Origin of the sequence: Parazoarcus communis SWub3 = DSM 12120 (assembly GCF_003226565.1) — a bacterium.
GTDB classification, from domain to species: Bacteria; Pseudomonadota; Gammaproteobacteria; order Burkholderiales; family Rhodocyclaceae; genus Parazoarcus; species Parazoarcus communis.
This window is the reverse complement of the sequence record NZ_QKOE01000001.1, coordinates 668,542-692,450: the sequence shown is the minus strand read 5'-3', so window position 1 is coordinate 692,450 and position 23,909 is coordinate 668,542. Positions and strand designations below refer to the sequence as shown.

At 64.5% G+C, this 23,909-nt stretch carries 28 protein-coding genes; 10 read left to right on the top strand and 18 right to left on the bottom strand.

Going from position 1 to position 23,909, the window contains the following annotated elements; all coding sequences use genetic code 11:
* The first annotated feature begins 74 nt into the window (after window positions 1-74).
* From DNK49_RS03235 to DNK49_RS03220, 4 genes are read left to right on the top strand one after another with little or no spacing between them, the layout of a single operon-like run.
* Window positions 75-1,127: an efflux RND transporter periplasmic adaptor subunit gene (locus tag DNK49_RS03235; RefSeq protein WP_110522850.1), complete on the top strand. Its 1,053-nt coding sequence runs from the start codon at window positions 75-77 to the stop codon at window positions 1,125-1,127.
* 11 nt (window positions 1,128-1,138) lie between these two features.
* Window positions 1,139-4,384, top strand: coding sequence for an efflux RND transporter permease subunit (locus tag DNK49_RS03230; RefSeq protein ID WP_110522849.1), 3,246 nt, complete (start codon window positions 1,139-1,141; stop codon window positions 4,382-4,384).
* Window positions 4,381-4,596 carry a YgaP family membrane protein gene (locus tag DNK49_RS03225; RefSeq protein WP_110522848.1) on the top strand — a complete coding sequence of 72 codons (216 nt, stop codon included), beginning with the start codon at window positions 4,381-4,383 and terminating at the stop codon, window positions 4,594-4,596. The genes DNK49_RS03230 and DNK49_RS03225 overlap by 4 nt, the downstream gene beginning before the upstream one ends.
* A gap of 50 nt (window positions 4,597-4,646) precedes the next feature.
* Complete coding sequence (locus tag DNK49_RS03220; RefSeq protein ID WP_110522847.1) at window positions 4,647-4,955, top strand: PilZ domain-containing protein; 309 nt, start codon at window positions 4,647-4,649, stop codon at window positions 4,953-4,955.
* A 7-nt stretch (window positions 4,956-4,962) separates the two neighbouring features.
* On the opposite strand, the gene DNK49_RS03215 is transcribed toward DNK49_RS03220, so the two are convergent.
* Window positions 4,963-5,460: a disulfide bond formation protein B gene (locus DNK49_RS03215; protein WP_110522846.1), complete on the bottom strand. Its 498-nt coding sequence runs from the start codon at window positions 5,458-5,460 to the stop codon at window positions 4,963-4,965.
* A 164-nt stretch (window positions 5,461-5,624) separates the two neighbouring features.
* A complete protein-coding gene (locus DNK49_RS03210; protein WP_110522845.1) occupies window positions 5,625-6,551 on the bottom strand; it encodes a LysR family transcriptional regulator in 927 nt (308 codons plus the stop codon).
* A 93-nt stretch (window positions 6,552-6,644) separates the two neighbouring features.
* Between DNK49_RS03210 and DNK49_RS03205 the strand changes: the two genes are divergently transcribed.
* A complete protein-coding gene (locus DNK49_RS03205; RefSeq protein WP_110522844.1) occupies window positions 6,645-7,244 on the top strand; it encodes an FMN-dependent NADH-azoreductase in 600 nt (199 codons plus the stop codon).
* A gap of 114 nt (window positions 7,245-7,358) precedes the next feature.
* Window positions 7,359-8,228: a pirin family protein gene (locus DNK49_RS03200; protein WP_110522843.1), complete on the top strand. Its 870-nt coding sequence runs from the start codon at window positions 7,359-7,361 to the stop codon at window positions 8,226-8,228.
* On the opposite strand, the gene DNK49_RS03195 is transcribed toward DNK49_RS03200, so the two are convergent.
* The 16 genes from DNK49_RS03195 to DNK49_RS03120 all read right to left on the bottom strand — a co-directional run bounded on the left by DNK49_RS03195 (window position 8,225) and on the right by DNK49_RS03120 (window position 20,741).
* Window positions 8,225-8,521: a type II toxin-antitoxin system RelE/ParE family toxin gene (locus DNK49_RS03195; RefSeq protein WP_165843255.1), complete on the bottom strand. Its 297-nt coding sequence runs from the start codon at window positions 8,519-8,521 to the stop codon at window positions 8,225-8,227. The genes DNK49_RS03200 and DNK49_RS03195 overlap by 4 nt on opposite strands.
* Entirely contained in the window at window positions 8,518-8,742 is a 225-nt protein-coding gene (locus DNK49_RS03190; RefSeq protein WP_110522841.1) for an addiction module protein, read from the bottom strand. The genes DNK49_RS03195 and DNK49_RS03190 overlap by 4 nt, the downstream gene beginning before the upstream one ends.
* Before the next feature lie 83 nt (window positions 8,743-8,825).
* The gene (locus DNK49_RS03185) at window positions 8,826-10,298 is read right to left on the bottom strand and encodes a sigma-54-dependent transcriptional regulator (protein ID WP_110522840.1); all 1,473 of its coding nucleotides are present in this window, start codon (window positions 10,296-10,298) and stop codon (window positions 8,826-8,828) included.
* A gap of 10 nt (window positions 10,299-10,308) precedes the next feature.
* On the bottom strand, window positions 10,309-11,310 hold the full coding sequence (hypE, locus tag DNK49_RS03180) for a hydrogenase expression/formation protein HypE (protein WP_110522984.1): 1,002 nt from the start codon (window positions 11,308-11,310) through the stop codon (window positions 10,309-10,311).
* A 107-nt stretch (window positions 11,311-11,417) separates the two neighbouring features.
* On the bottom strand, window positions 11,418-12,560 hold the full coding sequence (hypD, locus tag DNK49_RS03175) for a hydrogenase formation protein HypD (protein ID WP_110522839.1): 1,143 nt from the start codon (window positions 12,558-12,560) through the stop codon (window positions 11,418-11,420).
* Entirely contained in the window at window positions 12,557-12,793 is a 237-nt protein-coding gene (locus tag DNK49_RS03170; RefSeq protein ID WP_110522838.1) for a HypC/HybG/HupF family hydrogenase formation chaperone, read from the bottom strand. The genes hypD and DNK49_RS03170 overlap by 4 nt, the downstream gene beginning before the upstream one ends.
* A 1-nt stretch (window position 12,794) precedes the next feature.
* Window positions 12,795-15,161 carry a carbamoyltransferase HypF gene (gene hypF, locus DNK49_RS03165; RefSeq protein ID WP_110522837.1) on the bottom strand — a complete coding sequence of 789 codons (2,367 nt, stop codon included), beginning with the start codon at window positions 15,159-15,161 and terminating at the stop codon, window positions 12,795-12,797.
* Window positions 15,158-16,120, bottom strand: coding sequence for a hydrogenase nickel incorporation protein HypB (gene hypB, locus DNK49_RS03160; RefSeq protein ID WP_110522836.1), 963 nt, complete (start codon window positions 16,118-16,120; stop codon window positions 15,158-15,160). The genes hypF and hypB overlap by 4 nt, the downstream gene beginning before the upstream one ends.
* A 15-nt stretch (window positions 16,121-16,135) precedes the next feature.
* Window positions 16,136-16,501: a hydrogenase maturation nickel metallochaperone HypA gene (hypA, locus tag DNK49_RS03155; RefSeq protein WP_110522835.1), complete on the bottom strand. Its 366-nt coding sequence runs from the start codon at window positions 16,499-16,501 to the stop codon at window positions 16,136-16,138.
* On the bottom strand, window positions 16,494-17,633 hold the full coding sequence (locus tag DNK49_RS03150) for a nickel-dependent hydrogenase large subunit (RefSeq protein WP_110522834.1): 1,140 nt from the start codon (window positions 17,631-17,633) through the stop codon (window positions 16,494-16,496). Before DNK49_RS03150 ends, hypA begins: the two co-directional genes overlap by 8 nt.
* Window positions 17,630-18,181: a [NiFe]-hydrogenase assembly chaperone HybE gene (gene hybE / locus DNK49_RS03145; protein WP_110522833.1), complete on the bottom strand. Its 552-nt coding sequence runs from the start codon at window positions 18,179-18,181 to the stop codon at window positions 17,630-17,632. The genes DNK49_RS03150 and hybE overlap by 4 nt, the downstream gene beginning before the upstream one ends.
* On the bottom strand, window positions 18,178-18,390 hold the full coding sequence (locus tag DNK49_RS03140; protein WP_110522832.1) for a rubredoxin: 213 nt from the start codon (window positions 18,388-18,390) through the stop codon (window positions 18,178-18,180). Before DNK49_RS03140 ends, hybE begins: the two co-directional genes overlap by 4 nt.
* Window positions 18,391-18,438: 48 nt before the next feature.
* Window positions 18,439-19,302, bottom strand: a complete 864-nt coding sequence (locus tag DNK49_RS03135; RefSeq protein ID WP_110522831.1) for a hydrogenase expression/formation protein — start codon at window positions 19,300-19,302, stop codon at window positions 18,439-18,441.
* A gap of 24 nt (window positions 19,303-19,326) precedes the next feature.
* Entirely contained in the window at window positions 19,327-19,782 is a 456-nt protein-coding gene (locus DNK49_RS03130; protein ID WP_110522830.1) for a thioredoxin domain-containing protein, read from the bottom strand.
* Window positions 19,779-20,090: a HypC/HybG/HupF family hydrogenase formation chaperone gene (locus DNK49_RS03125; protein ID WP_110522829.1), complete on the bottom strand. Its 312-nt coding sequence runs from the start codon at window positions 20,088-20,090 to the stop codon at window positions 19,779-19,781. The genes DNK49_RS03130 and DNK49_RS03125 overlap by 4 nt, the downstream gene beginning before the upstream one ends.
* Window positions 20,091-20,093: 3 nt before the next feature.
* Window positions 20,094-20,741, bottom strand: coding sequence for a HyaD/HybD family hydrogenase maturation endopeptidase (locus tag DNK49_RS03120; RefSeq protein WP_110522828.1), 648 nt, complete (start codon window positions 20,739-20,741; stop codon window positions 20,094-20,096).
* Between the two features lie 405 nt (window positions 20,742-21,146).
* Between DNK49_RS03120 and DNK49_RS03115 the strand changes: the two genes are divergently transcribed.
* The 4 genes from DNK49_RS03115 to DNK49_RS03100 all read left to right on the top strand — a co-directional run bounded on the left by DNK49_RS03115 (window position 21,147) and on the right by DNK49_RS03100 (window position 23,776).
* Window positions 21,147-22,244: a porin gene (locus tag DNK49_RS03115; protein ID WP_110522827.1), complete on the top strand. Its 1,098-nt coding sequence runs from the start codon at window positions 21,147-21,149 to the stop codon at window positions 22,242-22,244.
* A 252-nt stretch (window positions 22,245-22,496) separates the two neighbouring features.
* Complete coding sequence (locus tag DNK49_RS03110; RefSeq protein ID WP_207806869.1) at window positions 22,497-23,153, top strand: transposase; 657 nt, start codon at window positions 22,497-22,499, stop codon at window positions 23,151-23,153.
* A 79-nt stretch (window positions 23,154-23,232) separates the two neighbouring features.
* Window positions 23,233-23,514 (top strand): type II toxin-antitoxin system Phd/YefM family antitoxin, encoded by a 282-nt coding sequence (locus tag DNK49_RS03105; protein WP_110522826.1) that lies wholly within the window; start codon window positions 23,233-23,235, stop codon window positions 23,512-23,514.
* Window positions 23,414-23,776, top strand: a complete 363-nt coding sequence (locus DNK49_RS03100) for a Txe/YoeB family addiction module toxin (protein WP_306441402.1) — start codon at window positions 23,414-23,416, stop codon at window positions 23,774-23,776. The genes DNK49_RS03105 and DNK49_RS03100 overlap by 101 nt, the downstream gene beginning before the upstream one ends.
* Window positions 23,777-23,909: the final 133 nt, after the last annotated feature.

The window sequence follows — 23,909 nt, the reverse complement described above, 5'->3', positions numbered from 1 at the left end:
CGAATCGGTTCATCAGCAGCTTGAGGGAGGCAGTATCGCTTGACGCTTCTTTGTATAAGAATATACTTATATATATGAAGCCAATCAGATTCTGTCTTGCTGCGTGTGCCGCCTTGCTGACCCTGTCAGCCTGGTCCGGTGACGACATTCCTACCTTGCGCATCGAGTCCCGCGCGACGGCCGCATCACACCCGACCGAGGCCACCATCGAGGCCGTTCGTCAGGCCACGCTGGCAGCCCAGGTCTCCGGTCGTGTCGTAGCGCTTGCCGTCGACGCCGGTGATCGCGTACGACGTGGCGAGCTGCTGCTGCGCATCGATGCTGCCGAAGCCACCCAGGCGCTCGCCGCAGCCGAGGCGGGGGTGGCCCAGGCCGCGGCCGCACGGGTCAAGGCACAAGCCGATTACGAGCGTGCCCGCAGCCTGCATGAGCGCAAGTTTGTCAGTCAGTCGGTGCTCGACCAGGCCCGTAGTGGCTTCGAGGCGGCCGAAGCGCAATGGCGCGCGGCTCAGGCTGGGCGGGGGCAAGCGGGTGTGGTGCAGGATCATGCCCGCATCCAGTCTCCGCTCGATGGTCTGGTTGCAGCCCGCCATGTCGAGCAGGGCGAGATGGCCCAGCCCGGTACACCCTTGTTGACGGTCTACGACCCCGACGCCCTGCGTGCCGTCACCGATGTGGCACAGCAAGTCATTGCCGGTTTTGGCAACGCGCCGTTGCGCGCCCGCATTGAACTGCCCGACAGCGGGCGCTGGCTGGAGGCTGCTGCGGTTACCGTGCTGCCAGCTGCCGATGCGCGTACCCACACCGTCCGGGTGCGTATCGATCTGCCCGCAGGAACGGTGGGGGTGGTCCCCGGCAGTTTCGCCCGCGTGCATTTCATTGCGGCCGAACGTGCGCAGTTGAGTGTTCCCGTGCAGGCCGTGGTACGCCGGGGCGAGCTGACGGCGGTATATGTGGCTGAAGCGCAGGGCGGATTCTCGCTGCGACAATTGCGTCTCGGTGAACGCCTGGCCGGGGGGGATGCGTATGCGGTGCTTGCGGGGCTGCGCGACGGTGAAATCGTCGCGCTGGATCCGGTGCGCGCCGGCATTGTCGGCCGCACCCCGTCGTCCGCGGCAAAACCCTGAAGGGGGCTGGCATGAAGGCTGACCTTGGGGTATCCGGCCGCATCGCTGCGGCCTTTCAGCGCAACGCGCTGACGCCGTTGATTGCGATCGTGCTGCTGCTGTCGGGGATTTTTGCCACCTTGGTGACCCCCAAGGAGGAAGAGCCGCAGATCGACGTCACCATGGCCAACGTCATCGTTCCCTTCCCGGGGGCTTCGGCACGCGACGTCGAAGCCCTGGTGGCGCGTCCCGCCGAGCAGGTGCTGTCGCGCATGACCGGGGTCGAGCATGTGTACTCGGTTTCCCGCCCAGGAATGGCCGTCATTACCGTGCAGTTCGAGGTCGGCGTGCCCAATCAGACGGCGCTGGTGCGACTTTACGATACCGTGCATTCCCACGCCGACTGGTTGTCGCCGCAACTGGGGGTCGGTACCCCATTGATCAAGCCCAAGGGCATTGACGACGTCCCCATCGTCAGCCTTACCCTATGGACTGCCGATCCGGCGCGTGCAGCCTTTGAGCTACAACAGGTGGCGCGGGCTGCAGAGCTCGAACTCAAGCGCATTCCCGGCGCACGTGACGTGGTTACCATCGGCGGTCCGGGTCATGTGATCCGTGTCGATCTCGACACCGAGCGGATGAACGCGCACGGTGTCACTGCCCAGGATCTGCGTGCGGCCCTGCAATTGGCCAATGCGTCGCAGCCTGCGGGCAGTCTGGTCGCCAACAACCGTGAAGTGCTGGTACAGACCGGCACCTACCTGAGCTCGGCCGAGGATGTGCGCAGTCTGGTGGTGGCGGTGGCGGACGGGCGCCCGGTGTTCCTGCGCGATGTCGCCCGGGTGACCGACGGGCCGGATCAACCCGGCAACTATATCTGGTTCGGAAGCGGTGCAGTACGAGGCGGTGAGGCGCTGGGTGCGCAGCCGGCAGTGACGCTGTCGATCTCGAAAAAGCCGGGGGCCAATGCCGCCGACGTCGCCAATGGCGTCATTGCCCGTATGGAGGGTCTCAAGGGGACCATCGTGCCGGACGGCGTCAATTACACCGTGACCCGCAACTACGGCAAGACGGCCAACGACAAGGCGCAAAAGCTGATCGGCAAGCTTGCCTTTGCCACTGCGGCGGTGGTGGCCTTGGTGTTCTTTGCCCTCGGAAAACGTGAGGCGGTCATCGTCGGCGTTGCCGTGAGCCTGACTCTGGCAGCCACGCTGTTTGCCTCCTGGGCCTGGGGCTTCACACTGAACCGGGTCAGCCTGTTTGCCCTGATCTTCTCCATTGGCATCCTGGTGGATGACGCCATCGTCGTGGTCGAGAACATCCATCGCTGGCATGTGCTCGAACCCGATACGCCGCTGTGGCAGCTGATCCCGAAGGCGGTGGACGAAGTGGGTGGCCCCACCATCCTGGCCACCTTCACCGTGATCGCGGCGCTTTTGCCGATGGCCTTCGTCACCGGCTTGATGGGCCCCTACATGAGCCCGATCCCGATCAATGCCTCGATGGGGATGTTCATCTCGCTCGCCATCGCCTTCATTGTCACGCCGTGGCTGGCACAGAAGCTGATGAAGTCGGTTGATGCGCATCATCACGAAGGCGAGGACAAGCTTACCCGCAAGCTCGATGGCCTGTTCCGCCGCATCATGACGCCGATGCTCGACGCTGCCACCGGGGCACGCGCCCGGCTCAAGCTGTGGTTGCTCGTAGTGGCGCTGATTGCGGCCTCGGTTGCCCTGCCGGTGGTGCAATTGGTGGTCATGAAGATGCTGCCTTTCGACAACAAGAGCGAGTTCCAGGTGGTGCTCGACATGCCGGTGGGAACGCCGGTAGAGGAAACCGCGCGCGTGCTGCGCGAGATCGGTGCCCATCTAGCGAAGGTTGAGGAGGTCACCGACTGGCAGGCCTATGCCGGCACGGCCAGTCCGATCAACTTCAACGGTCTGGTCCGTCAATATTACCTGCGCAGTGCCCCCGAGCAGGGCGACCTGCAGGTCAATCTGGTGGACAAGGCGCACCGCAGTCGCCAGAGCCACGAGATTGCCGTGTCGGTGCGTGACGCTGTGACCGAGATTGCCCGACGCAATGGGGGCAATGCCAAAGTGGTCGAAGTCCCGCCTGGTCCTCCGGTGATGTCGCCGATTGTGGCGGAGATCTATGGGCCGGACTACGCCGGCCAGCTCGAGGTCGCCCGCCGGGTACGAGCGGCATTCGAGGCCACTGCCGACATCGTGGGTGTTGACGACAGCATCGACGAGGCCGCGCCGAAGTGGGTGCTCAAGGTCGATCAGGCCAAGGCGGCACGTATGGGGGTGGCCCAGGCCGACATCGTCGAGGTCGTCCGTCTGGGCCTGAGTGGCGAGGACGTCACGCCGGTGCACGGTGGCGTTAACAAGTACGAGATTCCGGTGCGCATCCAGTTGCCTGCCGAGCGTCAGTCCGATATCGCCCATCTGCTGGGCCTGAAGGTGCGCGCACGTGATGGAAGCCTGGTGGCCATATCGGAACTGGTCGTGGTGCACGAAACCGGGCGCGAGCAGGTGATCTACCGCAAGGATCTGTTGCCGGTCGTATATGTCACCGGTGATATGGGAGGCAAGCTGGATTCGCCGCTGTACGGCATGTTCGACATCCGCAGCAAGATCAGCGGCATGGCGCTCGAGGGCGCCCCTGGCCTTGCCGGTACCCTGGGTGAATGGTTCATTCGTGCACCGGTCGATCCCTACGATGGCTACCAGCTCAAGTGGGACGGCGAATGGCAGGTCACTTACGAAACCTTCCGCGACATGGGCGCGGCCTATGCGGTGGGCCTGATCCTGATCTACCTGCTGGTGGTGGCCCAGTTCCGCAGCTATCTGGTGCCGCTGATCATCATGGCGCCGATCCCGCTGACCCTCATCGGTGTCATGCCCGGCCATGCCTTGTTCGGCGCCCAATTCACCGCGACCTCGATGATCGGCATGATCGCGCTCGCCGGAATCATCGTGCGCAATTCCATCCTGCTGGTGGACTTCGTCAATCAGCAGATACGCGAAGGCGTCGAGTTTGGCGAGGCGGTGATCCGCGCCGCTGCGGTGCGGGCCAAGCCGATTGGTCTCACCGGGCTGGCGGCAATGATCGGTGCGGTGTTCATCCTGGATGATCCGATCTTCAACGGCCTTGCGCTCAGCCTGATCTTTGGCGTGCTTGTCTCTACCCTGCTGACGCTGGTCGTCATCCCCGTACTGTATTTCGCTGCGATGCGAACCCGTCTCGCGCAACTGAAGGAGGATCTTGCATGAAACTCACCACCAATCAGTTCGTCCGCATCTTTGCCGGTGCCTTTGTGCTGATCTCGCTGGCGCTCGGTGTTGAGGCCTCGCCAGTATTCGTCAATGCCAACTTTTTGTGGTTCACCGCATTCGTCGGGGTGAATCTGTTCCAGAGCGGCTTCACCGGGCTGTGCCCGCTGGAGAATATCCTGCGCAAACTGGGCGTCAAGGACCGCTACTGACTCCGGCGCGCTACAATCGGGCTATTCCCTTCGTCAAGGGCAGGCCCTTCATGAACGATCGAGCTTCAATGCCGGAACGCCGGCTAGACCGGCGCATTCCCCTTGGCTGTGCCGCCTCCATCCTGCTCACAGGCGGCCGCACGGTCGCAGCCGAGTGCATCGAACTCAGCATCAGCGGCATGACGCTTCATGCCGCCTATGTGCCGGGTGAGGCCGAGGTGATCGAGGTTCTGGTTGCGCCGCCCAGTGAGCGGGTCGAACGGCCGCCACTGGTGACCCGGCTCAAGGTCACTCGCTGTCATGCGCTGGGTGATGGGCGCTACGAGATCGGTGGCGCCATTGTCCGTGTCGTGGGCTGACGTCGGCTCAGCGTCCACCGCGCCTGAACAGCAACCAGCCGGCCAGGGCTGCGATCAGCACAAAATTGACCAGTGACCAGTTCGCGATCGACAGACCGAGAAAGGTCCAGTCGATCGCGCTGCAATCGCCCGCACCGCGGAACAGCATCGGCAGCACCTGCGTCAGCGGAAAGCTCTCCATCAGGTATTCCAGGCCTGGACCGCACTCGGCCAGGCCGGGCGGATTCAGTTGCAGGCGGGTCTGCTGTGCCGCAACTCCACCGCCGGTCAGCGCCAGCAGCCCGATCAAGCCGGCGTAGATCCGCGTACCCGTCCGCCCTGGTCCATGCAGGCCGCCGACCAGTCCCACCACGCCCACCGCGGCCAGCGCGTAGCGCTGCATGATGCACATCGGGCAGGGCTCCAGCCCCTGTACATGCTGCAGATACAGACCAAAACCAAGCAGGCCGACACAGACAGCGAAAAGACCGAGAAACACGGTACGACTGGAAAGGGTGTTGAGCATATTGTGTGCTGCGTGAAGAAGTTGTCAGGCAGGTTCACCTGCTGGAGACCGGTGTGGTGGGGAAGCCCCGCTCCAAACCGGATTCGCATTGGTGCCGGGCTACGGGAGGATAGCCGGGTCAAAGCGGGATTATCCACCTCCCACGGTGATCCGGATACCCGCGCTCAGGCACCCGTGCAGACATTAAGTTCCGTGGGCTGCTGCAACGCAACCAGCAACATGTCGATGAAGGCGCGTGTCTTGGCGGGCATCAGCTTGCGTCCGGGAAACACCGCCCAGGCCGTGTTGGCCGGCAGACACCAGGCGGGCAGCACGCGGCGCAACTCGCCGCGGCGCAGCCACTGCGATGCAAAATAGTCTGGTACGGCAGCGATGCCGGCACCGGCCCGGACCATGCGGATCAGCAGTTCAGGCGAATTCGCGACCGTCCGGCCGGGTGGGTCGAGTTCGAGACGCTGCTCACCCCGTAGCAATGTCCATCGCAGCGCGTCACCATTGCGGCCGAGCAGGCGCAGGGCCTGATGGTGTTGCAAGTCGTCGGGCGATTCGGGCTCGCCATGCTCGGCCAGATAGGCGGGTGAGGCATACAGCCCGTTGGCGAACACCGCCAGCTTGCGTGCTGCCAGCAGGCCGTCGTCGGGCAGGTCACCCATGCGGATGGCGAGGTCGAACTGCTCTCCCAGCAGGTCCACCCGGCGTGGGGACAGGTCCAGTTGCAGCCGGATTGCCGGATGCAAGGCGACGAAGGCGGCCAACATGTCCACCAGCAGCAGGTTGGCGAAGTCACTTGGCATGGATACCCGCAAGCGGCCGCTCGGCTGGGCCTGCCGCGAGTCCGCCAGTGCAGCCACGGCATCCACCTCACTGGCGACCTGCCGTGCGTGATCGAGCAGGACCTCGCCAAATTCGGTGATCTGCAGACGGCGGGTCGTACGCAACAACAGGCGCTCGCCCAAGCGCTCTTCCAGCACACCGATACGGCGCGATACGGTGGATTTTGGCAGGCCAAGTTGCTCGGCGGCACGGCTGAAACTGCCTGCTTCCGCCACTCGGGCAAAGATCAGCAAATCGTTGGCGTCGTATTGTTCCATTTTTGGAATTATCTAAGCAGTAAAACCCGATTATCAATAGCATTGTGCAGGATTAAAGTGTGCTCCATGCCCACCCCAACCAGGAGCCTCAACATGAACATCCTTCAAATCAATGCCAGCGCCCGCAGTGCCGGTGCCAATTCCACCCGCGTGGCCGATCTCGTCGTTGCCCGCCTGCAGGCAGCCGATCCGGCCGCCTCGCTGGTCGTGCGCGATCTGGCAAAGACACCGCATCCGGTGCTGGACGAAGCCGCGCTTGGCGCCCTGTTCACCCCGGCTGATCAGCGTACGCCGGAACAGGCCGCCCGGGTTGCGCTCGACGACGCCCTGATCGCCGAACTGCAGGCGGCCGATGTGCTGGTGCTGGGCGTGCCGATGTACAACTTCGGCATCCCGGTGCAACTCAAGGCCTGGGTGGATGCGGTTGCCCGTTCCGGGGTCACCTTCCGCTACACTGCGAGTGGTCCGGAAGGCCTGCTCAAGGGCAAGAAGGTCTATGTCGCGCTGGCCCGTGGCGGCCGTTACCGTGGCACCGAGCTGGATTCCCAGGTGCCGCATCTCAAGACCTTCCTCGGTTTCCTTGGCATGACCGATGTGCAGTTCATTTATGCCGAAGGTTTCGCGATGGGCGCAGAGGCCGCAGAGCAGGCGATTGCCGATGCGCAAGCCGAGATTGCCGCGGCGATTGCCTGATGACCCCCTGCCGGCAGGACGCGCTGCCGGCACCATGACCAACGGTGCGGGGACCGGTGATGTGCGCCTTGTGTGCATGCATGATCCGCTCCCTGGCCACATGAGGAGACGTCCATGACCCCCCGCCTGCAACATGAGTCCGTGCTTCACCCACGCAGTGTGGAGTGTCTGGTCGTCGGTCGGCCGACCTCCGACGGTGCAGGGGTCAAGCTGACCCGGGTATTGAGTCAGAACCTGCAGCGCCGGCTCGATCCCTTCCTGATGCTCGACGCCTTCGGCAGTGACAATCCCGACGATTACATTGCGGGCTTTCCCGACCATCCGCACCGGGGTTTCGAAACCGTCACCTACATGATCGCCGGACGCATGCTCCATCGCGACAGCGGGGGGCATGAAGGACTGCTGGAGAACGGCGGCGTGCAATGGATGACTGCCGGGCGCGGACTCATTCATTCCGAGATCCCGCAGCAGCAGGACGGCGTGATGGAAGGCTTCCAGCTGTGGCTCAACCTGCCTGGCAAGGACAAGCTGTGCGCACCCTGGTACCGCGACTTCGCCGCGGCCGAGTTGCCCTCATTCACGACTGAGGCCGGCGTTGCCGTCACCGTGATTGCGGGCCACAGCCATGGTGTTGCCGGCGCCGTTCAGCGCGAAACCACCGTTCCGCTTTACCTGGACCTGAGCTTGCCTGCGGGCAGCCGCTTTGCTCAGGCTTTGCCCGCCGATCACAACGCCTTTCTCTACGTGTACCGGGGGGCGCTGCAGGTTGATGGCCGCAGCGTACCCATGCAGCGCATGGTCATCATGGCCAACGACGTGGATCGCGACGGTGTCGTCATCGAGGCGACCGTTGACACACGTGCGCTGCTGATCGCAGGGCGACCACTGGCTGAGCCGATTGCGCAGTATGGTCCCTTTGTCATGAACACCGAGCAGGAGATCTACCAGGCGCTGGCGGACTACCGTGAAGGTCGTCTGGGCTAGCGATCGCGCCAGTAACCCGGTAGGCGACGTTGATGCGCTACCGCAAGTACGGTGACGGTGTGATCGCGAACCTCGTAATGGATTGTGTAGGGGAAGCGGTGGAGCAACGTACGCCTGATGGCGTCTTCGTCTTCAGGCCAAACCAGCGCATCGCTTGCCAGCCGGTCAATGGCTTGAACAACTTCGTCGCGAAAGGCTTTGGCTGCCAGGGGACTCCGTTCGGCGTACCAGCGGAAGGCCTCCCGGATTTCCGCTTCTGCCTCAGGCAGGATGCCGATGACGAACCGGCTCACAGGCTGCTGAGTCGTACCCGGGCTTCCGTCCAGCACAATGCTTGGCTTGTGCCTGCACGCAGTGCCGCCTGTCGTGCTCGGACTTCCTGGCGCCAGGCATCCGTAATTGAATCGTCCTGACTGCCTTCAAGGCTGTCGAGCAGCACAACAATCAAGGCTGAACGTTGATCTGGCGGCAGCCCCAGCGCATCGTCCAGGATGTGGTCTACATGAGCATTCATGCAAAAAGTCTAGCACCGCAATCCGGCTCAGTCATTATCCAGTCGCATGCCAAGCGGTCCGGCTGCATACAAAGTGTGAGTGCTCAATCGCGATCCAGTCCGTAGCGGGTCAGCTTGCTGCGCAGGCCGACGCGCGACAGGCCGAGTTCGCGCGCAGCCTGGGTCTTGTTCCAGCGATGGCGGATCAGGCACTCGCGCACGATGCGCGCTTCCAGTGTCTCCAGGCGGGTCTTCAGGTCGCCGCTGAGCGGCCCCAGCGGGTTGCCGCTGGCGGCTGACAGGGCGTGCTCCTCGGCTTCCTCCGCGGCGCGCAGCACGCGTGGGCTCAGGTGGGCGGCGGCCAGTTCGTCGCCGTCGGCAAGTGCGATCATGCGCAGTACCTCGTTGCGCAGTTCGCGCACATTGCCTGGCCAGCGCCACGCCTGCAGGCAGGTGATGACTTCGCGTGACAGGGGCGCAAAGCGGCGGCCGAGCGCCTGCTGGGTCTCCTCAACCAGGGCTGCGGCGATCAGCGGGATGTCCATTGGTCGTTCGCGCAGCGGCGGTACCGTCACCGTCAGTGCGGCAAGCCGGTAATACAGATCCTCGCGGAAGCGGCCTTCTCGCACCTCGGTTTCAAGATCGCGATTGGTCGCGGCAATCACCCTCACATCCACCGGCAAAGGCCGGCTCGCGCCGACCGGGCGCATCTCGCCTTCCTGCAGTACGCGCAGCAGCTTGACCTGGAAGGCGGCCGAGGTTTCGCCGATTTCGTCCAGCAGCATGGTGCCGCCATCGGCCTGCTTGAACAGGCCGATCCGGTCCTCGAAGGCACCGGTAAAGGCCCCGCGTTTGTGGCCGAAGAGTTCGGATTCCAGCAACTGGTCGGGCAGGGCGCCACAGTTTTCCACAACGAAGGCTTCGCTGGCACGTGGACTGTCATAGTGCAGCGCACGTGCGAGCAATTCCTTGCCGGTACCCGACTCACCGGTCAGCAGCACCGGGATGTCGAGCGCGGCAAGCTTGCGGATCAGTGCGCAGACCGCATTCATGGGCGAATCGGGCGCGCGCAGCACCGCATCGAGGGCAAAGCGCTGGCGTACCGACTCGCGCCGGCTGTGGACCTGCTTTTCCAGTACCGGCCCGGCGGTGCGCAACTCCATCGCCAGGCGCTGGTTGTCGGCGTGCAGGCGGGCGGCTTCGGCAGCGGATTTCAGCGTCAGCAACAACTGCTCGGGTTGCCAGGGCTTGAGCAGATATTGGTAGATGCCCGCCTCGTTGATGCCTGCAATGATGTCTTCCGAGTCGGTGTAGCCGGAGATGATGATGCGGATTGCATCGGGCCAGCGCTCGCGCACCTGACGTAGCAGGGCAACGCCGGAGGTACCGGGCATGCGTTGGTCGCACAGTACGATGCGGATCCACTCGCGCTCGAGCACCGTCAGCGCATCTTCCGCAGTGGAGGCGGTGAACACCTCGAAATCTTCTTCCAGCGTGCGGCGCAGGGCCTCCTGCGAGCGGATTTCGTCGTCGACGACCAGGATGGCTGGTAGTTCGGGGGGGAGGGGAGGCGTCATGTCGCAGGGGTCAGCAGATGCGCGGCAGCGGCTCGCCGCTGAGCCAGTCGAGCATGCGCATGCCGCCGAGCGGCGTGCGCAACTGCACAAAGTGGTGGTCGTCGGCAATGACCTCACCAATGCGGGCGGCCTGGCGGCCCAGTGGATGGTCGCGTAGCGCGGCAAGGGCCGCATCGGCGTGGGATGCAGCGCAAATGACGATCAGCTTGCCCTCGTTGGCGAGGTAGAGCGGGTCCAGGCCGAGCAGCTCGCAGGCCGCCTCGACCTGAGGGTGTACCGGAATCGAGGCTTCGTCGATGCGCATGCCAAGGCCTGACTGACGCGCGATTTCGTTGAGCGTGGTCGCCAGCCCGCCGCGGGTCGGGTCGCGCAGCACGTGCACTGCATCTGCCGGCAAGGCCTGATACAAGGCGTCGACCAGACCATGCAGGGCGGCACTGTCTGACTGGATCGCGGAATCGAAGGCTAGCGATTCGCGTACCGCCAGGATCGCCATGCCATGGTCGCCCATGCTGCCCGACACCAGCACCACGTCGCCTGCTGCTGCACGTGCGCCACTGGCGATGCGGCCGGCCGGCCGGGCGCCGACGCCGGTGGTGGTGATGAACACGCCGTCGCCCTTGCCCTGTTCGACCACCTTGGTGTCGCCAGTGACCACTGGCACGCCGGCCGCGCGGCTGGCCGCCGCCATCGAGTCGACAATGCGCTTCAGGTCAGCCAGGGGATAGCCTTCTTCAAGGATGAAACTGGCCGAAAGGTAGAGCGGCCGCGCGCCCATGACCGCCAGGTCATTGACGGTACCGTGTACCGCGAGGCTGCCGATGTCGCCACCCGGAAAGAACAGCGGCGACACGACATGGCCGTCGCAGGCCATGACCAGTTGTTCGTCGGCGGTGGGCGCTGGCAGCACGGCTCCGTCATCGCCCTGGGCCAGCCAGGGATTGTCAAAGGCGCGTCCGAACAGTTCGGCAACCAGTTGGGCGGTGGCACGGCCACCGGCACCATGGTTCATGTCGACACGACCCTGCTTGAGGTCGAGCGGGCGGGTGTAATGAGCTTTCACGGGCAGGTCTTGGGTTCTGATTGTGTCGGTTGCGACGAGGATCGGTGCATGCGGCCTCAGGCTGCAACGACCGCGATGTCGCGGAAGCGGCCGTAATTGAAGTGTGCGGCGCAGGCGCCTTCGGACGACACCATGCACGAACCCATTGGCGTTTCGGGTGTGCATGCGGTGCCGAACAGCTTGCAGTCGGCCGGGCGTTTTTCGCCGCGCAGGATGGTGCCGCACTCGCAGGATTTGTGATCGGCCACCGGGGCGTAATCAAGGCCGAACCTGGCCTCCGCATCCCAGGCAGCGAATTCGGGCCGGATGCGCAGCGCCGAGTCGGGCAGGCTGCCCAGGCCGCGCCATTCGTATTGTGGGCGCAGTTCGAACACCGCTTCGACCAGCGCCTGGGCCTTGCGATTGCCGTCGCGGGTGACGGCGCGCGAGAACTCGTTCTCGATGTCGTGTCGACCTTCGTTGACCTGGCTTACCAGCATCAGGATCGACTGCATTACATCCAGCGGCTCGAAGCCGGCGATCACCACCGGTTTGCGGTAGTGCTCGGCGACGAAATCGTAGGGGCGGCTGCCGATCACCGTCGACACATGGGCCGGGCCGATGAAGCCGTCCAGCCTCACGCCCTTGCCTTCGGGATGGTCGAGGATGGCGACGATGGCGGCCGGGGTCAGCACATGGTTGCACAGCACGCTGAAGTTCTTCAGCCCCAATGCCCGCGCCTGCTGCAACACCAGCGCGGTCGGCGGTGTGGTGGTCTCGAAGCCGATCGCAAGGAAGACGACCTCGCGCTGCGGTTCGCGCTGGGCCAGTGCCAGGGCGTCGGCGGCGGAATACACCATGCGGATGTCGGCGCGTGACTTGTCCAGCCGCGCGCGTGCCTTGAGCAGCGACAGCCCATCCGAGGCCGGCACCCGCAGGCAGTCGCCATAAGTGCAGATCGTCACGGCCTGTTCCATCGCCAGCCGGATGGCCATGTCGATGCGGCCAACCGGCAGGACGCATACCGGGCAGCCTGGGCCGTGGATCATGCGTACGTTGGATGGCAGCAGATCGATGACGCCGTAACGCGAGATCGCGTGGGTGTGCCCCCCGCAGAACTCCATGAAGGCATAGTCGCGCGCCGGATCGGCGGCGCGGGCAATGGCCTCGCCTAGGCCGCGGGCAAGTGTGCCGTCGCGGAACTCATCGACGTATTTCATGCGTCCTCCAGCGATGACGTCAGCCCTGCCTGGGCAAACAGCGCCAGTGTGGCTTCGGCTTCTTCCTGGTCGAGCTTGGACAGTGCGTAGCCGACATGAACGATGACGTAGTCACCGACGGCCACCTCGTCCACCAGCGCGAGCGAGATCTCCTTCAGCACACCGCCAAGTTCGACCCGGGCGGCGTCGCCCGGCAGCAGCTCGGCAACCCGGGCGGGAATGGCCAGGCACATATCAACAGCCTCCTTCGGACAGAATATGGCGCGCAACATGGGCCTGGCCCAGGGCCAGACTGCCATCGTTGGGCGGAACCTGGCGCGCTTCCAGCACGTCCAGGCCGCGTGCCGCCAGCCGGCGGGCAAGGTCGCGCGACAGCTGGCGGTTGAGGAAACAGCCTCCCGACAACACCACGGCGCGGATGCCGCTGTGATCCACTGCGCGCAGCACCCAGGCTTCGAGCGCTGCGGCCAGGGTGGCGTGAAACAGTGCCGCGCCGCGGGCCACGTCACGTTCGTCGGCGAGGCGGGCGAGCAGCGGCAACAGGTCGAGTGTGCCCTCGCTGTCGATGCGCCAACCGCCATGCATCGGCAGACAGGCGCCGCTGCGGGCGGCCAGGGTTTCCAGGCGCATCGCGGCCTCGCCTTCGTAGCCCATGCGCAGGCACACCCCGAGCAAGCCAGCGGCAGCGTCGAACCAGCGCCCCAGGCTGGTGGTGGGGGGGCAGCGGGTGCCGGCTGCCAGCAGTTCGGCCATGCGCCAGGCGGCAGGTTCGGTGTTGAACCGGGTGGCAATCTCGCGCCCGCGCCCCAGTCGGTGCAGTACGGCCGAGGCCATTCGCCATGGCTCGCGCGCCGCCTTGTCTGCGCCGGGTTGCATCAGTGCGGCGAGGTGGGCAAGGCGCTTGAAGTGGGCTCCATCAACCTGCAGCAGTTCGCCGCCCCAGGCCTTGCCGTCGGTGCCCAGGCCGACGCCGTCCAGTGCCAGGCCGATGACCGCGCCACGGTGGCCATGTTCGGCCTGCACTGCGGCCACATGAGCGTGGTGGTGCTGTACCGGAAAGGCCGGAATGCCCAGGCGTTCGGCCATCGCCTCGGCGGCACGGGTCGAGGGGTAGTCGGGGTGCAGGTCGTGCGCGACGGCGACCGGCTCCAGCGCAAGGATGCGCTGCAGGTGGTCGGCGACCTCGTCCAGCGCCTGGCAGGCACTGGCACTGGCCAGATCACCGACGTGCTGCGACAGGAAGGCTTCGTCGCCACGGGTCAGGCAGACGGTGTTCTTGAGCAGGCCACCAAATGCCAGCACCGGTTCACCCTTGTCGGCCAGCTTGAGTGCGCGCGGGGTGTAGCCGCGAGAGCGGCGGATGAACTGGGTGGGGCTGTCGCCGGCACGCACGGTGGGCAGGCTGCGAACCACCGAGTCGTCGCACCGCACCACGATCTCGCGGTCGTGGATCAGATAGGCATCGGCAATGCCCATTAGCCGGCGGGTGGCTTCGCGGTTGCCGGTGACCAGCGGTTCCCCGCCGGGGTTGGCCGAGGTGCATACCAGCACCAGGTCCTGCAGGGTGTCGAGCCAGGCCGTGCCGACAGGGCGGCCGGCATGGTCGTGAAACAGCAGGTAGTGAAGTGGGGTGTAGGGCAGCATCAGGCCGATCCAGCCCAGCTCCGGGGCCACGCCGCACAACTCTGCTTCGACGCTGTCGCGTTTGTCGCACAACACCACCGGCCGTTCCGGGCTGCCCAGCAGGGCTTCATCGGCTTCGCTCAGTCGCGCCCAGTGCCGTGCGGAGGCCAGGTTGGCCACCATGATGGCAAAAGGCTTGTCGTCGCGCGACTTGCGCTCGCGCAAGCGGGCGACCGCTTCCGGGTTGCGGGCGTCGCACATCAGGTGAAAGCCGCCCAGGCCCTTTACCGCAACAATTTCGCCGCACAGCAGGCGCAGCAGGGTGTCGGCCACCGGGTCGCGGGTGGCAACGGTCACGCCATAGGCTTCGAGCAGGCTCAGCCTGGGGCCGCACACCGGACAGGCGTTGGGTTCGGCATGAAAACGGCGATCTGCCGGATCGCCGTACTCGTCGGCGCATTCCGGGCACAGCGCAAACGGCGCCATGCTGGTGCTGACACGATCGTAGGGCAGGCCCCGGGTAATCGTGTAGCGCGGGCCGCAGTGGGTACAGTTGATGAAGGGGTAACGCCAGCGGCGGTCCGCCGGGTTGAAAAGCTCTTCCAGGCAGTCCGGGCACACCGTGCTGTCGTGCGCAATCGCGGTGGTCACGCCACCCCCTTGCGAGGCCGTAATGGTGAAGCCGTGGTCGGCCGGATCGGTCTCGCACAAGGTACTTTCCAGGCGGTCGATGCGTGCCAGCGGTGGTGCCTCGCCATGCAGGCGCGCAATCAGCGCGGACAGGTTGCCCGGGCTGCCCTGCGCTTCCAGTTCCACGCCGCCGCCGTCGTTGCGCACCCAGCCCGACAGCCCCAGTTCCTGCGCCAGACGATAGACGAAAGGCCGGAACCCCACACCCTGAACCACGCCGCGCACACGCAGGCGGCGGCGTTCCAGTTGTGGAATGGGGCGGGCCGAGGTGCCGTGATCGTCGTTCATGTCCTGGACTCCTGGAAGGCGGTGGGGCGTCGCGCACCCGCCAGGCCGCGGCGGATCCAGTCCAGCCAGGCGTCGAAGCCCTCACCGGTGGAGGAGGAGAGTTGCATTACCGTCAGCCGCGGGTTGACCCGGCGTGCGAAGTCGATCGCCCGTGCGACATCAAAGCGCAGATGCGGCAGCAGGTCGGTCTTGGATAGCAGCATCAGGTCGGCCGCGGCGAACATGTCAGGGTACTTCAGTGGCTTGTCCTCGCCTTCGGTGACCGACAGGATCACCACCTTGTGGGCCTCGCCAAGATCGAAGGCTGCCGGGCACACCAGATTGCCGACGTTTTCGATCAGCAGCAGGCTGTCGTCGGCAATGTGCAGCCGGCGGAAGGCCTCGCCCACCATGTGGGCGTCCAGGTGACAGCCCTTGCCGGTATTGATCTGCAGCGCCGGTGCACCGGTGGCGCGGATGCGTTCGGCGTCGAACTCGGTCTGCTGGTCGCCCTCGATCACGGCCACCGGTACCGCACCCGCCAGCCGGGTTATGGTCTCGCACAGCAGCGTGGTCTTGCCCGATCCGGGGCTGGAGACCAGATTCAGGGCCAGGATGCCACGCGTGGCCAGCCAACTGCGGTTGGCGGCAGCGAGCAGGTCGTTCTTGCCCAGGATGTCGCGCTCGATCCTGACCATCTGTGCCTGACTAAGACCGGGGGCATGTGCGTGTGCCGGACCGCTGCCGAAGTCGAGGCGGCCCGCGGTGTCCACAGGCGCGTCGGCGTTGGCTGTTGAGGCGGCATCGCGCGCGCGCGCGCCCGCGCGGGGGGGCGCAGCCTGTCCCCACGGTGAGGCGTCCCCCGCCCGTGGGCGGAAAGCCTGGCTGGTGGTGCCGGGTCGGGCAGGCTTGTCCCGCTGGCTGGCGGGTTGTCCGTTGTAGCGCAGCTCGCCGCTGCCGCATCCGCATACGGTGCACATGGTCGGGGCTCCTGTTCAGTGCTCGGGCTGGTCGTGCGTTGCGGCCAGCATCAGTTCCCTGACACGCATCTCGGTGCCACCGGTGGCTTGCACCTGGTAGCTGCCACAGTGCGGACAGGGATCGTAAAGTTGTGCAATGGGAACGGTGAGGGCGCACTGCATGCACCAGCCCTGGCCGGGTACGGGGTCGATGACGATCTCCGCACTTTCGGCCACGCTGTCACGCAGCACGACCTCGAGGCAAAAGCGCAAGGCTTCCACCTCGACTGCGGCGAGTGCGCCGATTTCCAGCACCACGCGTTCCACCCGCGAGCTGTCGTGGCTGTGGGCGCTGTCTTCGACAATGCTGCGGATGCCTTCCGCAAGCGACATCTCATGCATGGTCAGCCTCCTCGACATGCAATGCCCAGCCAACGCAGGGGTCGAGCGCAAGAATGAGTGCGTGCAGGCGCAGGCGGGCGGTGTCGGCGTCAGCACAGGTCCAGCCCATGCCTTCGCGCACGAAACTGCCTGTCGGGTGGAAGTTCCACTCGGTGGGGGCACAGATCGCGTAATCGGAGATCGTGCCAGCTTCAATCCGTACCACATGCAGCAGCAAGCCACGCGCGGTCTCGACGCGCGCCAGGCCACAGCCGGGCGCAATCGGACAGGCATCGGCCAGTGCCGGTACCTCGGGGGCGAGCGGGCTGCGCAGCCGGCTGCCGCAATCGGCCAGGTCGATGACCTTGGCCATCAGGCGGGCGGAAATTCGATGGCCGCGCTGTACCAGCATGGCGACCAGCGGCGAACTCTGGTGGCGCGCCAGCGGGCCGGTCTCGGCCGCCATCCCGTCGAAGGAGGGCGTGCGGCAGAACGCAAGATCCGGCACGTCGCCCAGGGTCTTTGCCCACGCCCGGGCGTCGCGGAGCGGGAGTAGTGGGGTGGGGCCTGTAGCGGGTGGCTCCGCCGCCCCAAGCTTGATCATGCGGGCCAGTACGCTGCCCAGGTCGCCACCGCTGTCGGCACGGTCGACAAACTCAGCCAGTGTGCGTGGCTCGCGGTTGTGGCGGAAGAAGCCCGCCAGAAGCTCGCGTGCGACCAGGTCAAGCAGATCGCCACCAAGCGTATAGGCAGCGTCCGCCTCCTGCGGTCGGGACAGGCGGCGGTGCAGCTCGGCATAGCGGTTACGCCGGGCCTCGATGCCGAACAGGGCGGGCCAGTCCAGCAACAGCCGCCACAGGTGCTCCTGGGCGGCTTCCGCTGCCAGCTGGCGCTCGATCGCCAGGGCTTCAACCGCGTCTGGCGCTGCTGCGCCGAGTGCCGCATCACAGGCCAGCCGGGCAGCGGTGCCCTGTGCGTGGCTGCACAGCGCGAACAGGCGCGGCACCATGGCCACCGCCTCGGCCGGACTGCGGCCGATCAGCAGCTGCGCGGCGTGAGGGCGCGCGCTGGCCACCCGTGCATCGACCATGTGGCCGTTTGCCAGGCGGGCGTGCAGCTGCAGCGGGCTGTCGGTGGTGGTGTGCGGCATCATCCCCGTGCTCCGAACAGTCCACCGCGCAGGAAACGGCGCCGGTCCATCGGCTGGTCACCCAGCGGCGTGCCGCTGAGGCGGGCCGCTTCGGCAGGATTGTGTGGAGCAGCAGGCGCCCGCGCGGGTTCGGTGAGCAGGGCGTCAAGCGCGGCACAGGCCGTGGCTTCGGCCGTGGCTTGATAGGCGAACTCGAAAACCGGTGAGAACAGCGAGCAGGTCTGATAATGCCCCAGGCCAGGCTCATGGTTGCCCATGAACACATAATCGCCGGACGCAAAGGTCCAGCATTGTTGCTGCCCGACTTCAATCGGCCGAAAGCGGTTGGCGCTGTGTGGCAGCACCGCGAGCGCGATTGTCCACGGGGTGACCAGCACGCCAATCCAGATGTCCTCGTGCAGGCGCATTGTCGGTACCGCGACGGTCAGTGCCGGATTGCAGATCGGCAGGCCGGCCATGCGGCCGTCGGCAATCATCGCGAATGCGTGTTGCAGCAAGGCCGCCGGGTTGTCGGCGTGAACCTGCAGGGGGGCTGACCCAGTGGTGCTCATTCGCCGTCGATGACCATGAACTTGTGTTGCGGCGCGTCGCAGTTGGGGCAGGTCCAGTGCGGCGGCAGTGCGGCGAAAGGCGTGCCGGGGGCAACCTGGCCAAGCTCGTCGCCTTGCTCAGGGTCATAGATCCACCAGCAGATGCCGCATTCCAGCCGTGCCTGGGGGGCGATGCGTTCCTTGTCGCCGAGAAAGCTGCCTTCAAACATGGGGCGTCATCCGTGATTTGCCGAAGGTGATACAAGCATAGCGCGTGTTCAGATCTCGCACAGGGTTTCAGTCCACTCACGCAGGCGCACGATGCTGTCGGCAAGATCGTCGCGCGCGGCAAGCGCCGCCTCGGGCAGGTCGGCGATCTCCAGCGTGTTCAGGATCAAGGTGTCGGCGCTGTTGAAGTACTGCACCCACCAGGTGTGCGCCAGACCGGTGCTGGTGATCCGGCAGTTGCCATAGCCGCGCGACAGGATGGCGACCGGACCGATGCCAAGCAACTCGCCCAGCCAGCCGAGGTCTTCCGGCGTCATCGGCAGCAGGGTCAGGTTGATGACATGGGCGGCTTGCCCGGGGCGATGCTGGCGCGCCGCATCGATGAGCTCGGCCAGCACGGCCGGTGCGTTCATCAGCCCTGCCGGTTGTGACGCCTTGGCCTCATCGGGCAGGCGGGTGGCAAAGGCGCCCGCGCGCTCGGTGACAATTCGGGGCATCGAGCACGCTTCCAGCCGGTCGGCCAGCAACTCGCCGTCGGGGCGGCGCACCTGCACTCGCCACAAGCCAGCGAAAATCGTCTCCTGGATGTCGACTTCGGGTGAGCCCGCCACCCGTGCGCTGACTTCACCCTGGCCCAGCGCGTCGTTGATCAGGGCCAGCGTGGCTGCGTCGGTCGCGCTCAGGTCCCTTACCGGGTGAGGGCCACCGGCATGCATCCAGTGGTCCATCTCGTCGGCCATCCCGACCAGCAGGGCGACGGCGCGGTCGCGTGCGGCCGGGTCGATCTCGTCCGGCAGGCGGGGTGACTGGAATACGGCCATGTCGCTGGGCATGGGCATGATGGCCAGATTGTCGTCTTCGGTGTTTTGAGCGCCGGGACCGAGGGCAACGACCGGTATCGGAAAAGGTTTCATGGCGAGGCGGGGCTCCAGGTGGGGTCAGGGCCGGCAGGCAGGGGTATCGGCGCTACGTACGACAATGCCGATACCAGGACGGCGGCTCGCAGGGGCAAGCGCCAGTTCGCGCAAGCTCTGAACCAGCGGCTGCCAGTCGCGCATGCCCTCGATGCTGCCCAGATAGTCGCCACCCCGTTGCAGCACCAGCGCCGGGAATCGGCTGATGCCGAAACGGGCTGCGATGCTGCGGCTGGCTTCGGGGTCGGCAACGCCGGCGTCGGCAAGGGGACCCACCGCCTTGAGGGCTTCCGGCAACACCACGATCATGTCCCAGGTCTCCGGGCTGCGCACCAGTTCGTCGGTCAGCAGCAACACGCTGGCGTCGTCCGCTGCCGCAAAGGTGTCGGCACTGCCGGCGTCGACGCGGACGAAGCCCTTGTCGGCGATCAGGCGTTGCAGGCCTTGTGCGAGTGGGTCGGTGGGCGGGGTCAGGTTCATGTCTTGGTCTCGCGCAGAAAGTCAGGGAGTTGGGGCGGGCGATCAAGCAGGTCGGCAAAGGCCGCGTCCAGGTCGGGCATGCCGCCGGCCATCAGGGTTTCGAGTGCGGTGAGCGCGGCCTGCGACTGGCGTGCCTCCTCGGCGCTGATGACCGCGCGTGCCGCGCCCAGAAAAGTCATCAGCCAGCAGCCTTCGGGCTGCGGGCCGGTCAGCAGCGTGTCGATGCGGACCTCTTCGCCATCGGCGCTGCGGCAGATTGCATGGCTGCCTTCGTTGCGTACCACTTGCAGGGGAATGCCGATGCACATGGTTCAACCCGCCTCGGGCAGAAAACGGGCGTCGCCAATGCGGCAGGCCAGCTCGGCTGATGGCCGGCCGCCTTCGTAGGCGTCGAGTTGAAGCGCCGCATCGCTCAGCGCACTGGCGTCGTCGGGCGTCGCCTGCGCCATGCATCGTGGGCGCACGTCCAGCCCCCACTGTCGCAGCCGGTCAGCGGCCAGCTCCACGGCTTCGGCAACCCGGTCGCGTACGGCCGGGCGCAGGCTGCCACCAAAGTCTTCCAGCTCCTCCGGCTGCACGCCAATCAGCAACATCGAACACGGACAGCGGTCCAGCAGTGCGGCCGAGGCAATCACTTCCTGGAAACCGGTCTGGTGCAGGCTCATCTTCTTGGCGCCCATGAAGCGCGGCACCTCGTCATCCTCGACCAGGCGCAAGGTGCCCGGCGGCAAGCCGTAGTCCACCGCATCGAACACGATCAGGCGGTCGGCGGCGCTGACATAAGGCAGCAGGTACAGGCCCTGGGTGCCGCCGTCCATGACGCGCACCGATTCCGGCAATTGCCATCTGGCAGCAAAGGCTTCCGCACAGCGCACGCCAAAGCCCTCGTCCGCCCACAGCAGGTTGCCGATGCCCAGTACCAGCGCGGCATATCGGGGTGGAGTGTGCAGGGTTTCCATCGGGGATCATCCTCCGGGCTGAGCCGCATGTAACGAATGGCTCATCTGTGCACAGAGCGTGCCAGCGTGGGTCTTTGCTGAAACGGATCGGAGGATCCACGCTGAAAGCGCGCTTTCCAGCGCATGTGCAAAGTAACTATCCAGCGACAAGTGGTTATCTGCTTTCCACTTTGGATGCATGCTGCAAGTAGCGCTGCTGTCACCTCCTCTCCTGTGAGATGTCGGTTTAATGACAATCGCGCTTGTTGCACCGGTGCAACAAGATTCGGCCGAAACCGTTGGTTTTTTGTTTCGGCGCTTGCGTGAGTCATGGCCGGATGATCAGAATCGCTTCAACTTCTCGCATGAGAGGTAAGTCGGGTCCCTGCAAAACAGGGGTCTCAACTTCAACTAGAGGAGAAACACATGCAAAAGAAACTGATCGCGCTGGCTGTTGCTGGCCTGATGTCGGCACCGGTCTTCGCTCAGTCGAACGTGACCATCTATGGTCTGATTGACATGGGTTACAAGTGGCAGGGCGACAACGTGACCAGCGGCGTCGGTTCGCGTAGCGCTGTTGATTCCGGTATCACTGCTGGCAACCGCCTGGGTTTCCGCGGTACCGAAGATCTGGGCAATGGCCTGAAGGCTTCTTTCGTGTACGAAACCGGTCTGAACGGTGACACCGCTGGCTTCGTGGGCGGTGGCTTCCATCGTCAGTCCTACGTTGCCTTGTCCGGCAACTTCGGTACCGTTGCGCTGGGTCGTCAGTACACCCCGCAGCACCTCTGGACCGCTGCCATCGATCCTTTCGCCAAGGGTAACGTGGGTTCGGCTGGCAACGTGCTGGCTCAGGACGCCCGTCTGGACAACTTGGCCGCTTACGTGTCCCCGACCTTCGGCGGTTTCTCGGTCGTCGCAGCCTTTACCAACTCGCATACCGGTAACGAAAGCCGTGACAACAAGGCTGCTGCCACCGTGCTCGGCAACGGCGATTTTGGCGACGTCCGCGTCTGGGCCTTGGCTCCGTCCTACAAGAACGGTCCCCTGTTCGTGGGTCTGAACATCCACCAGGGTCGTGAGAACGTGCAGAACTCTGGTCTGGATGCCCTGAAGGTTTGGGATCTCTATGGTTCGTATGATCTGGGCGTGGTCAAGCTCGGCGCGATCTACGGCAAGCGTACGATTGAAACGACTGCTGGCGCAGACATCGAGATGACCCAGTGGCTGCTCGGCGCAACCGTTCCGGTTGGTGCAAGTGGCAAGGTGCTGGCTTCGTACAACCACCGCACCACCGACTTTGACAACGGCACGGGCGATGCTCGCGTTGGTCAGTGGGCAGTTGGTTACGAGCATGCGCTGTCGAAGCGCACCAGCCTCTACGCTGCCTATGCACACCAGAACCAGAACTCCCGTCAGGAAGGCCTTACTGGAATGTTCGCCGTGTCTGTGGGCGATGCGACCTCCGGCAATGGTCAAGGCTATCAGCGTGGCCTGGCAGTGGGCGTTCGCCACACCTTCTAATCTGTCTTTCAGGCAGGTTTGAACGAGAAACGGGCGCTTCGGCGCCCGTTTTGTTGTGCACTCGCTGAGCAGGTTTTGCCAAGCTTGTACAGTCTTTTAATTTGTGTAAATGCAGTGCGGGTCGATGAGGTCAGACTCGATTGATCCTGCGGTTAGCAGGAGCGGATTGGTGGGATAAAACCCAGTGTTTATGACATTGAAGATTTTTGATGGCGCGCCTCCCCCGATACGTGATCCCAGGTCAGCCGCAGCATGTCATCCAGCGAGGAAACAACCGGCAAGCGATATTCGGCGCGGATGAGGACTACCCTTTCTTTCTGGAATGTCTTGGGTGAGGCTGCTGCGCGGCATTGCTGTGATATTCATGCGTATGTCTTGATGACCAACCACGTGCATCTGTTAATGACGTCTCACGATGGTATGGGTATCGGCAAGGTGATGCAGTCGGTTGGCAGAAAGTACGTTCGGTACTTCAATCACCGCTACGGGCACAGCGGCACGCTGTGGGAAGGGCGCTACAGGGTGACGCTGATCGACTCCGAGCACTACCTGTTCAGTTGCATGCACTACATCGAACTTAATCCGGTTCGAGCTGGGATGGTTGATCAAGCTTCGGCCTATCCATGGAGCAGTTACAAGTGCAATGCACTGGGCAAGCAGGATGAACTGGTTACGCCTCACTTGGCTTACCTTGGTTTGGCCGGTGTTGCGGATGATCGGAGGGCTGCTTATAGAGCCTGTTTAAGAGCGGTGTTGGATGTCACCACTGCTGATGAGATCCGAGAGGCGACCAACAGGGCCTGGGTGCTTGGGTGCGATCGTTTCAAGGCTGAGATCGAGGGGCAGTTGGGTCGTCGAGTCGCGCCGTCCACTCGGGGTGGCGACAGAAAATCATCAGTGGCTCGATGATGCTTGATCAATCGAGTCTGACCCCATTATGGACGGCATTGTGTTGTACAATTTTCCTGTCCAATGAAGGGGTGCTGTCATGACCATCGAAACGACATATAGCCAGGCACGTGAGCAACTTAAGACGTTGATGGATCGCGCGGTTGATGATCGCGAAGTGGTCGTAGTTCGTCGCCGATCGGGCGGAGCGGTCGCGATGATCGCTGCAGACGAGCTCCAAAGTCTGATGGAAACTGCTCACCTGCTGCGTTCTCCGCACAATGCCGAGCGTCTGCTGGCCGCCTTGGCGCGGGCGCGAGCCGGCGAACTTGCGCCGACCGCTATCGAGATGCTTGAAGCACGATATGACCTCCAGGATTGAGGCGAGCCGGGTCGCGGTGTTTCAGCCGGAGTTTCTGGAGGATTTGAGTTACTGGGTAGAGACTGACCGACGTACCGCCAAGCGTTTGCTTGAGTTGGTCAAGGCGATTCTTCGAGACCCTTTTAAAGGCATTGGCAGTCCTGAGTCCCTTAAATATCTGGGTTCAGACGTCTGGTCAAGGCGCATTACCCAAGAGCATCGCTGCGTTTATCTGGTAAAAGCGGACCGGATCGAGTTCTTGCAAGGTAGGTACCACTATTGATCTTTGATCTTTGATCCTTGCGGCCAATCGACTCTGACCCCATAGGTCCCCACTACCTCCTCGGAAGGGCCTGGATCTATCCCCAGCAAGTTCATCACGGGCACTGCGTGATAACAGTCATTTGTCCGGCTAT

Bases quoted from the DNA above. Each gene is read 5' to 3' on its own strand.
- DNK49_RS03105 (WP_110522826.1), top strand. From the start codon at position 23,233: ATGACCATCGAAACGACATATAGCCAGGCACGTGAGCAACTTAAGACG.
- DNK49_RS03140 (WP_110522832.1), bottom strand. From the start codon at position 18,390: ATGTTTGAAGGCAGCTTTCTCGGCGACAAGGAACGCATCGCCCCCCAG.
- hypD (WP_110522839.1), bottom strand. From the start codon at position 12,560: ATGAAATACGTCGATGAGTTCCGCGACGGCACACTTGCCCGCGGCCTA.
- DNK49_RS03220 (WP_110522847.1), top strand. From the start codon at position 4,647: ATGAACGATCGAGCTTCAATGCCGGAACGCCGGCTAGACCGGCGCATT.
- hypE (WP_110522984.1), bottom strand. From the start codon at position 11,310: ATGAACCATGGTGCCGGTGGCCGTGCCACCGCCCAACTGGTTGCCGAA.
- DNK49_RS03225 (WP_110522848.1), top strand. From the start codon at position 4,381: ATGAAACTCACCACCAATCAGTTCGTCCGCATCTTTGCCGGTGCCTTT.
- DNK49_RS03205 (WP_110522844.1), top strand. From the start codon at position 6,645: ATGAACATCCTTCAAATCAATGCCAGCGCCCGCAGTGCCGGTGCCAAT.
- hypB (WP_110522836.1), bottom strand. From the start codon at position 16,120: ATGTGCACCGTATGCGGATGCGGCAGCGGCGAGCTGCGCTACAACGGA.
- DNK49_RS03200 (WP_110522843.1), top strand. From the start codon at position 7,359: ATGACCCCCCGCCTGCAACATGAGTCCGTGCTTCACCCACGCAGTGTG.
- DNK49_RS03235 (WP_110522850.1), top strand. From the start codon at position 75: ATGAAGCCAATCAGATTCTGTCTTGCTGCGTGTGCCGCCTTGCTGACC.
- DNK49_RS03210 (WP_110522845.1), bottom strand. From the start codon at position 6,551: ATGGAACAATACGACGCCAACGATTTGCTGATCTTTGCCCGAGTGGCG.
- DNK49_RS03125 (WP_110522829.1), bottom strand. From the start codon at position 20,090: ATGTGCATCGGCATTCCCCTGCAAGTGGTACGCAACGAAGGCAGCCAT.
- hypF (WP_110522837.1), bottom strand. From the start codon at position 15,161: ATGAACGACGATCACGGCACCTCGGCCCGCCCCATTCCACAACTGGAA.
- DNK49_RS03130 (WP_110522830.1), bottom strand. From the start codon at position 19,782: ATGAACCTGACCCCGCCCACCGACCCACTCGCACAAGGCCTGCAACGC.
- DNK49_RS03150 (WP_110522834.1), bottom strand. From the start codon at position 17,633: ATGATGCCGCACACCACCACCGACAGCCCGCTGCAGCTGCACGCCCGC.
- DNK49_RS03100 (WP_306441402.1), top strand. From the start codon at position 23,414: ATGCCGAGCGTCTGCTGGCCGCCTTGGCGCGGGCGCGAGCCGGCGAAC.
- DNK49_RS03185 (WP_110522840.1), bottom strand. From the start codon at position 10,298: ATGACGCCTCCCCTCCCCCCCGAACTACCAGCCATCCTGGTCGTCGAC.
- DNK49_RS03190 (WP_110522841.1), bottom strand. From the start codon at position 8,742: ATGAATGCTCATGTAGACCACATCCTGGACGATGCGCTGGGGCTGCCG.
- DNK49_RS03170 (WP_110522838.1), bottom strand. From the start codon at position 12,793: ATGTGCCTGGCCATTCCCGCCCGGGTTGCCGAGCTGCTGCCGGGCGAC.
- DNK49_RS03215 (WP_110522846.1), bottom strand. From the start codon at position 5,460: ATGCTCAACACCCTTTCCAGTCGTACCGTGTTTCTCGGTCTTTTCGCT.
- DNK49_RS03110 (WP_207806869.1), top strand. From the start codon at position 22,497: ATGTCATCCAGCGAGGAAACAACCGGCAAGCGATATTCGGCGCGGATG.
- DNK49_RS03135 (WP_110522831.1), bottom strand. From the start codon at position 19,302: ATGAAACCTTTTCCGATACCGGTCGTTGCCCTCGGTCCCGGCGCTCAA.
- hybE (WP_110522833.1), bottom strand. From the start codon at position 18,181: ATGAGCACCACTGGGTCAGCCCCCCTGCAGGTTCACGCCGACAACCCG.
- DNK49_RS03230 (WP_110522849.1), top strand. From the start codon at position 1,139: ATGAAGGCTGACCTTGGGGTATCCGGCCGCATCGCTGCGGCCTTTCAG.
- DNK49_RS03120 (WP_110522828.1), bottom strand. From the start codon at position 20,741: ATGGAAACCCTGCACACTCCACCCCGATATGCCGCGCTGGTACTGGGC.
- DNK49_RS03115 (WP_110522827.1), top strand. From the start codon at position 21,147: ATGCAAAAGAAACTGATCGCGCTGGCTGTTGCTGGCCTGATGTCGGCA.
- hypA (WP_110522835.1), bottom strand. From the start codon at position 16,501: ATGCATGAGATGTCGCTTGCGGAAGGCATCCGCAGCATTGTCGAAGAC.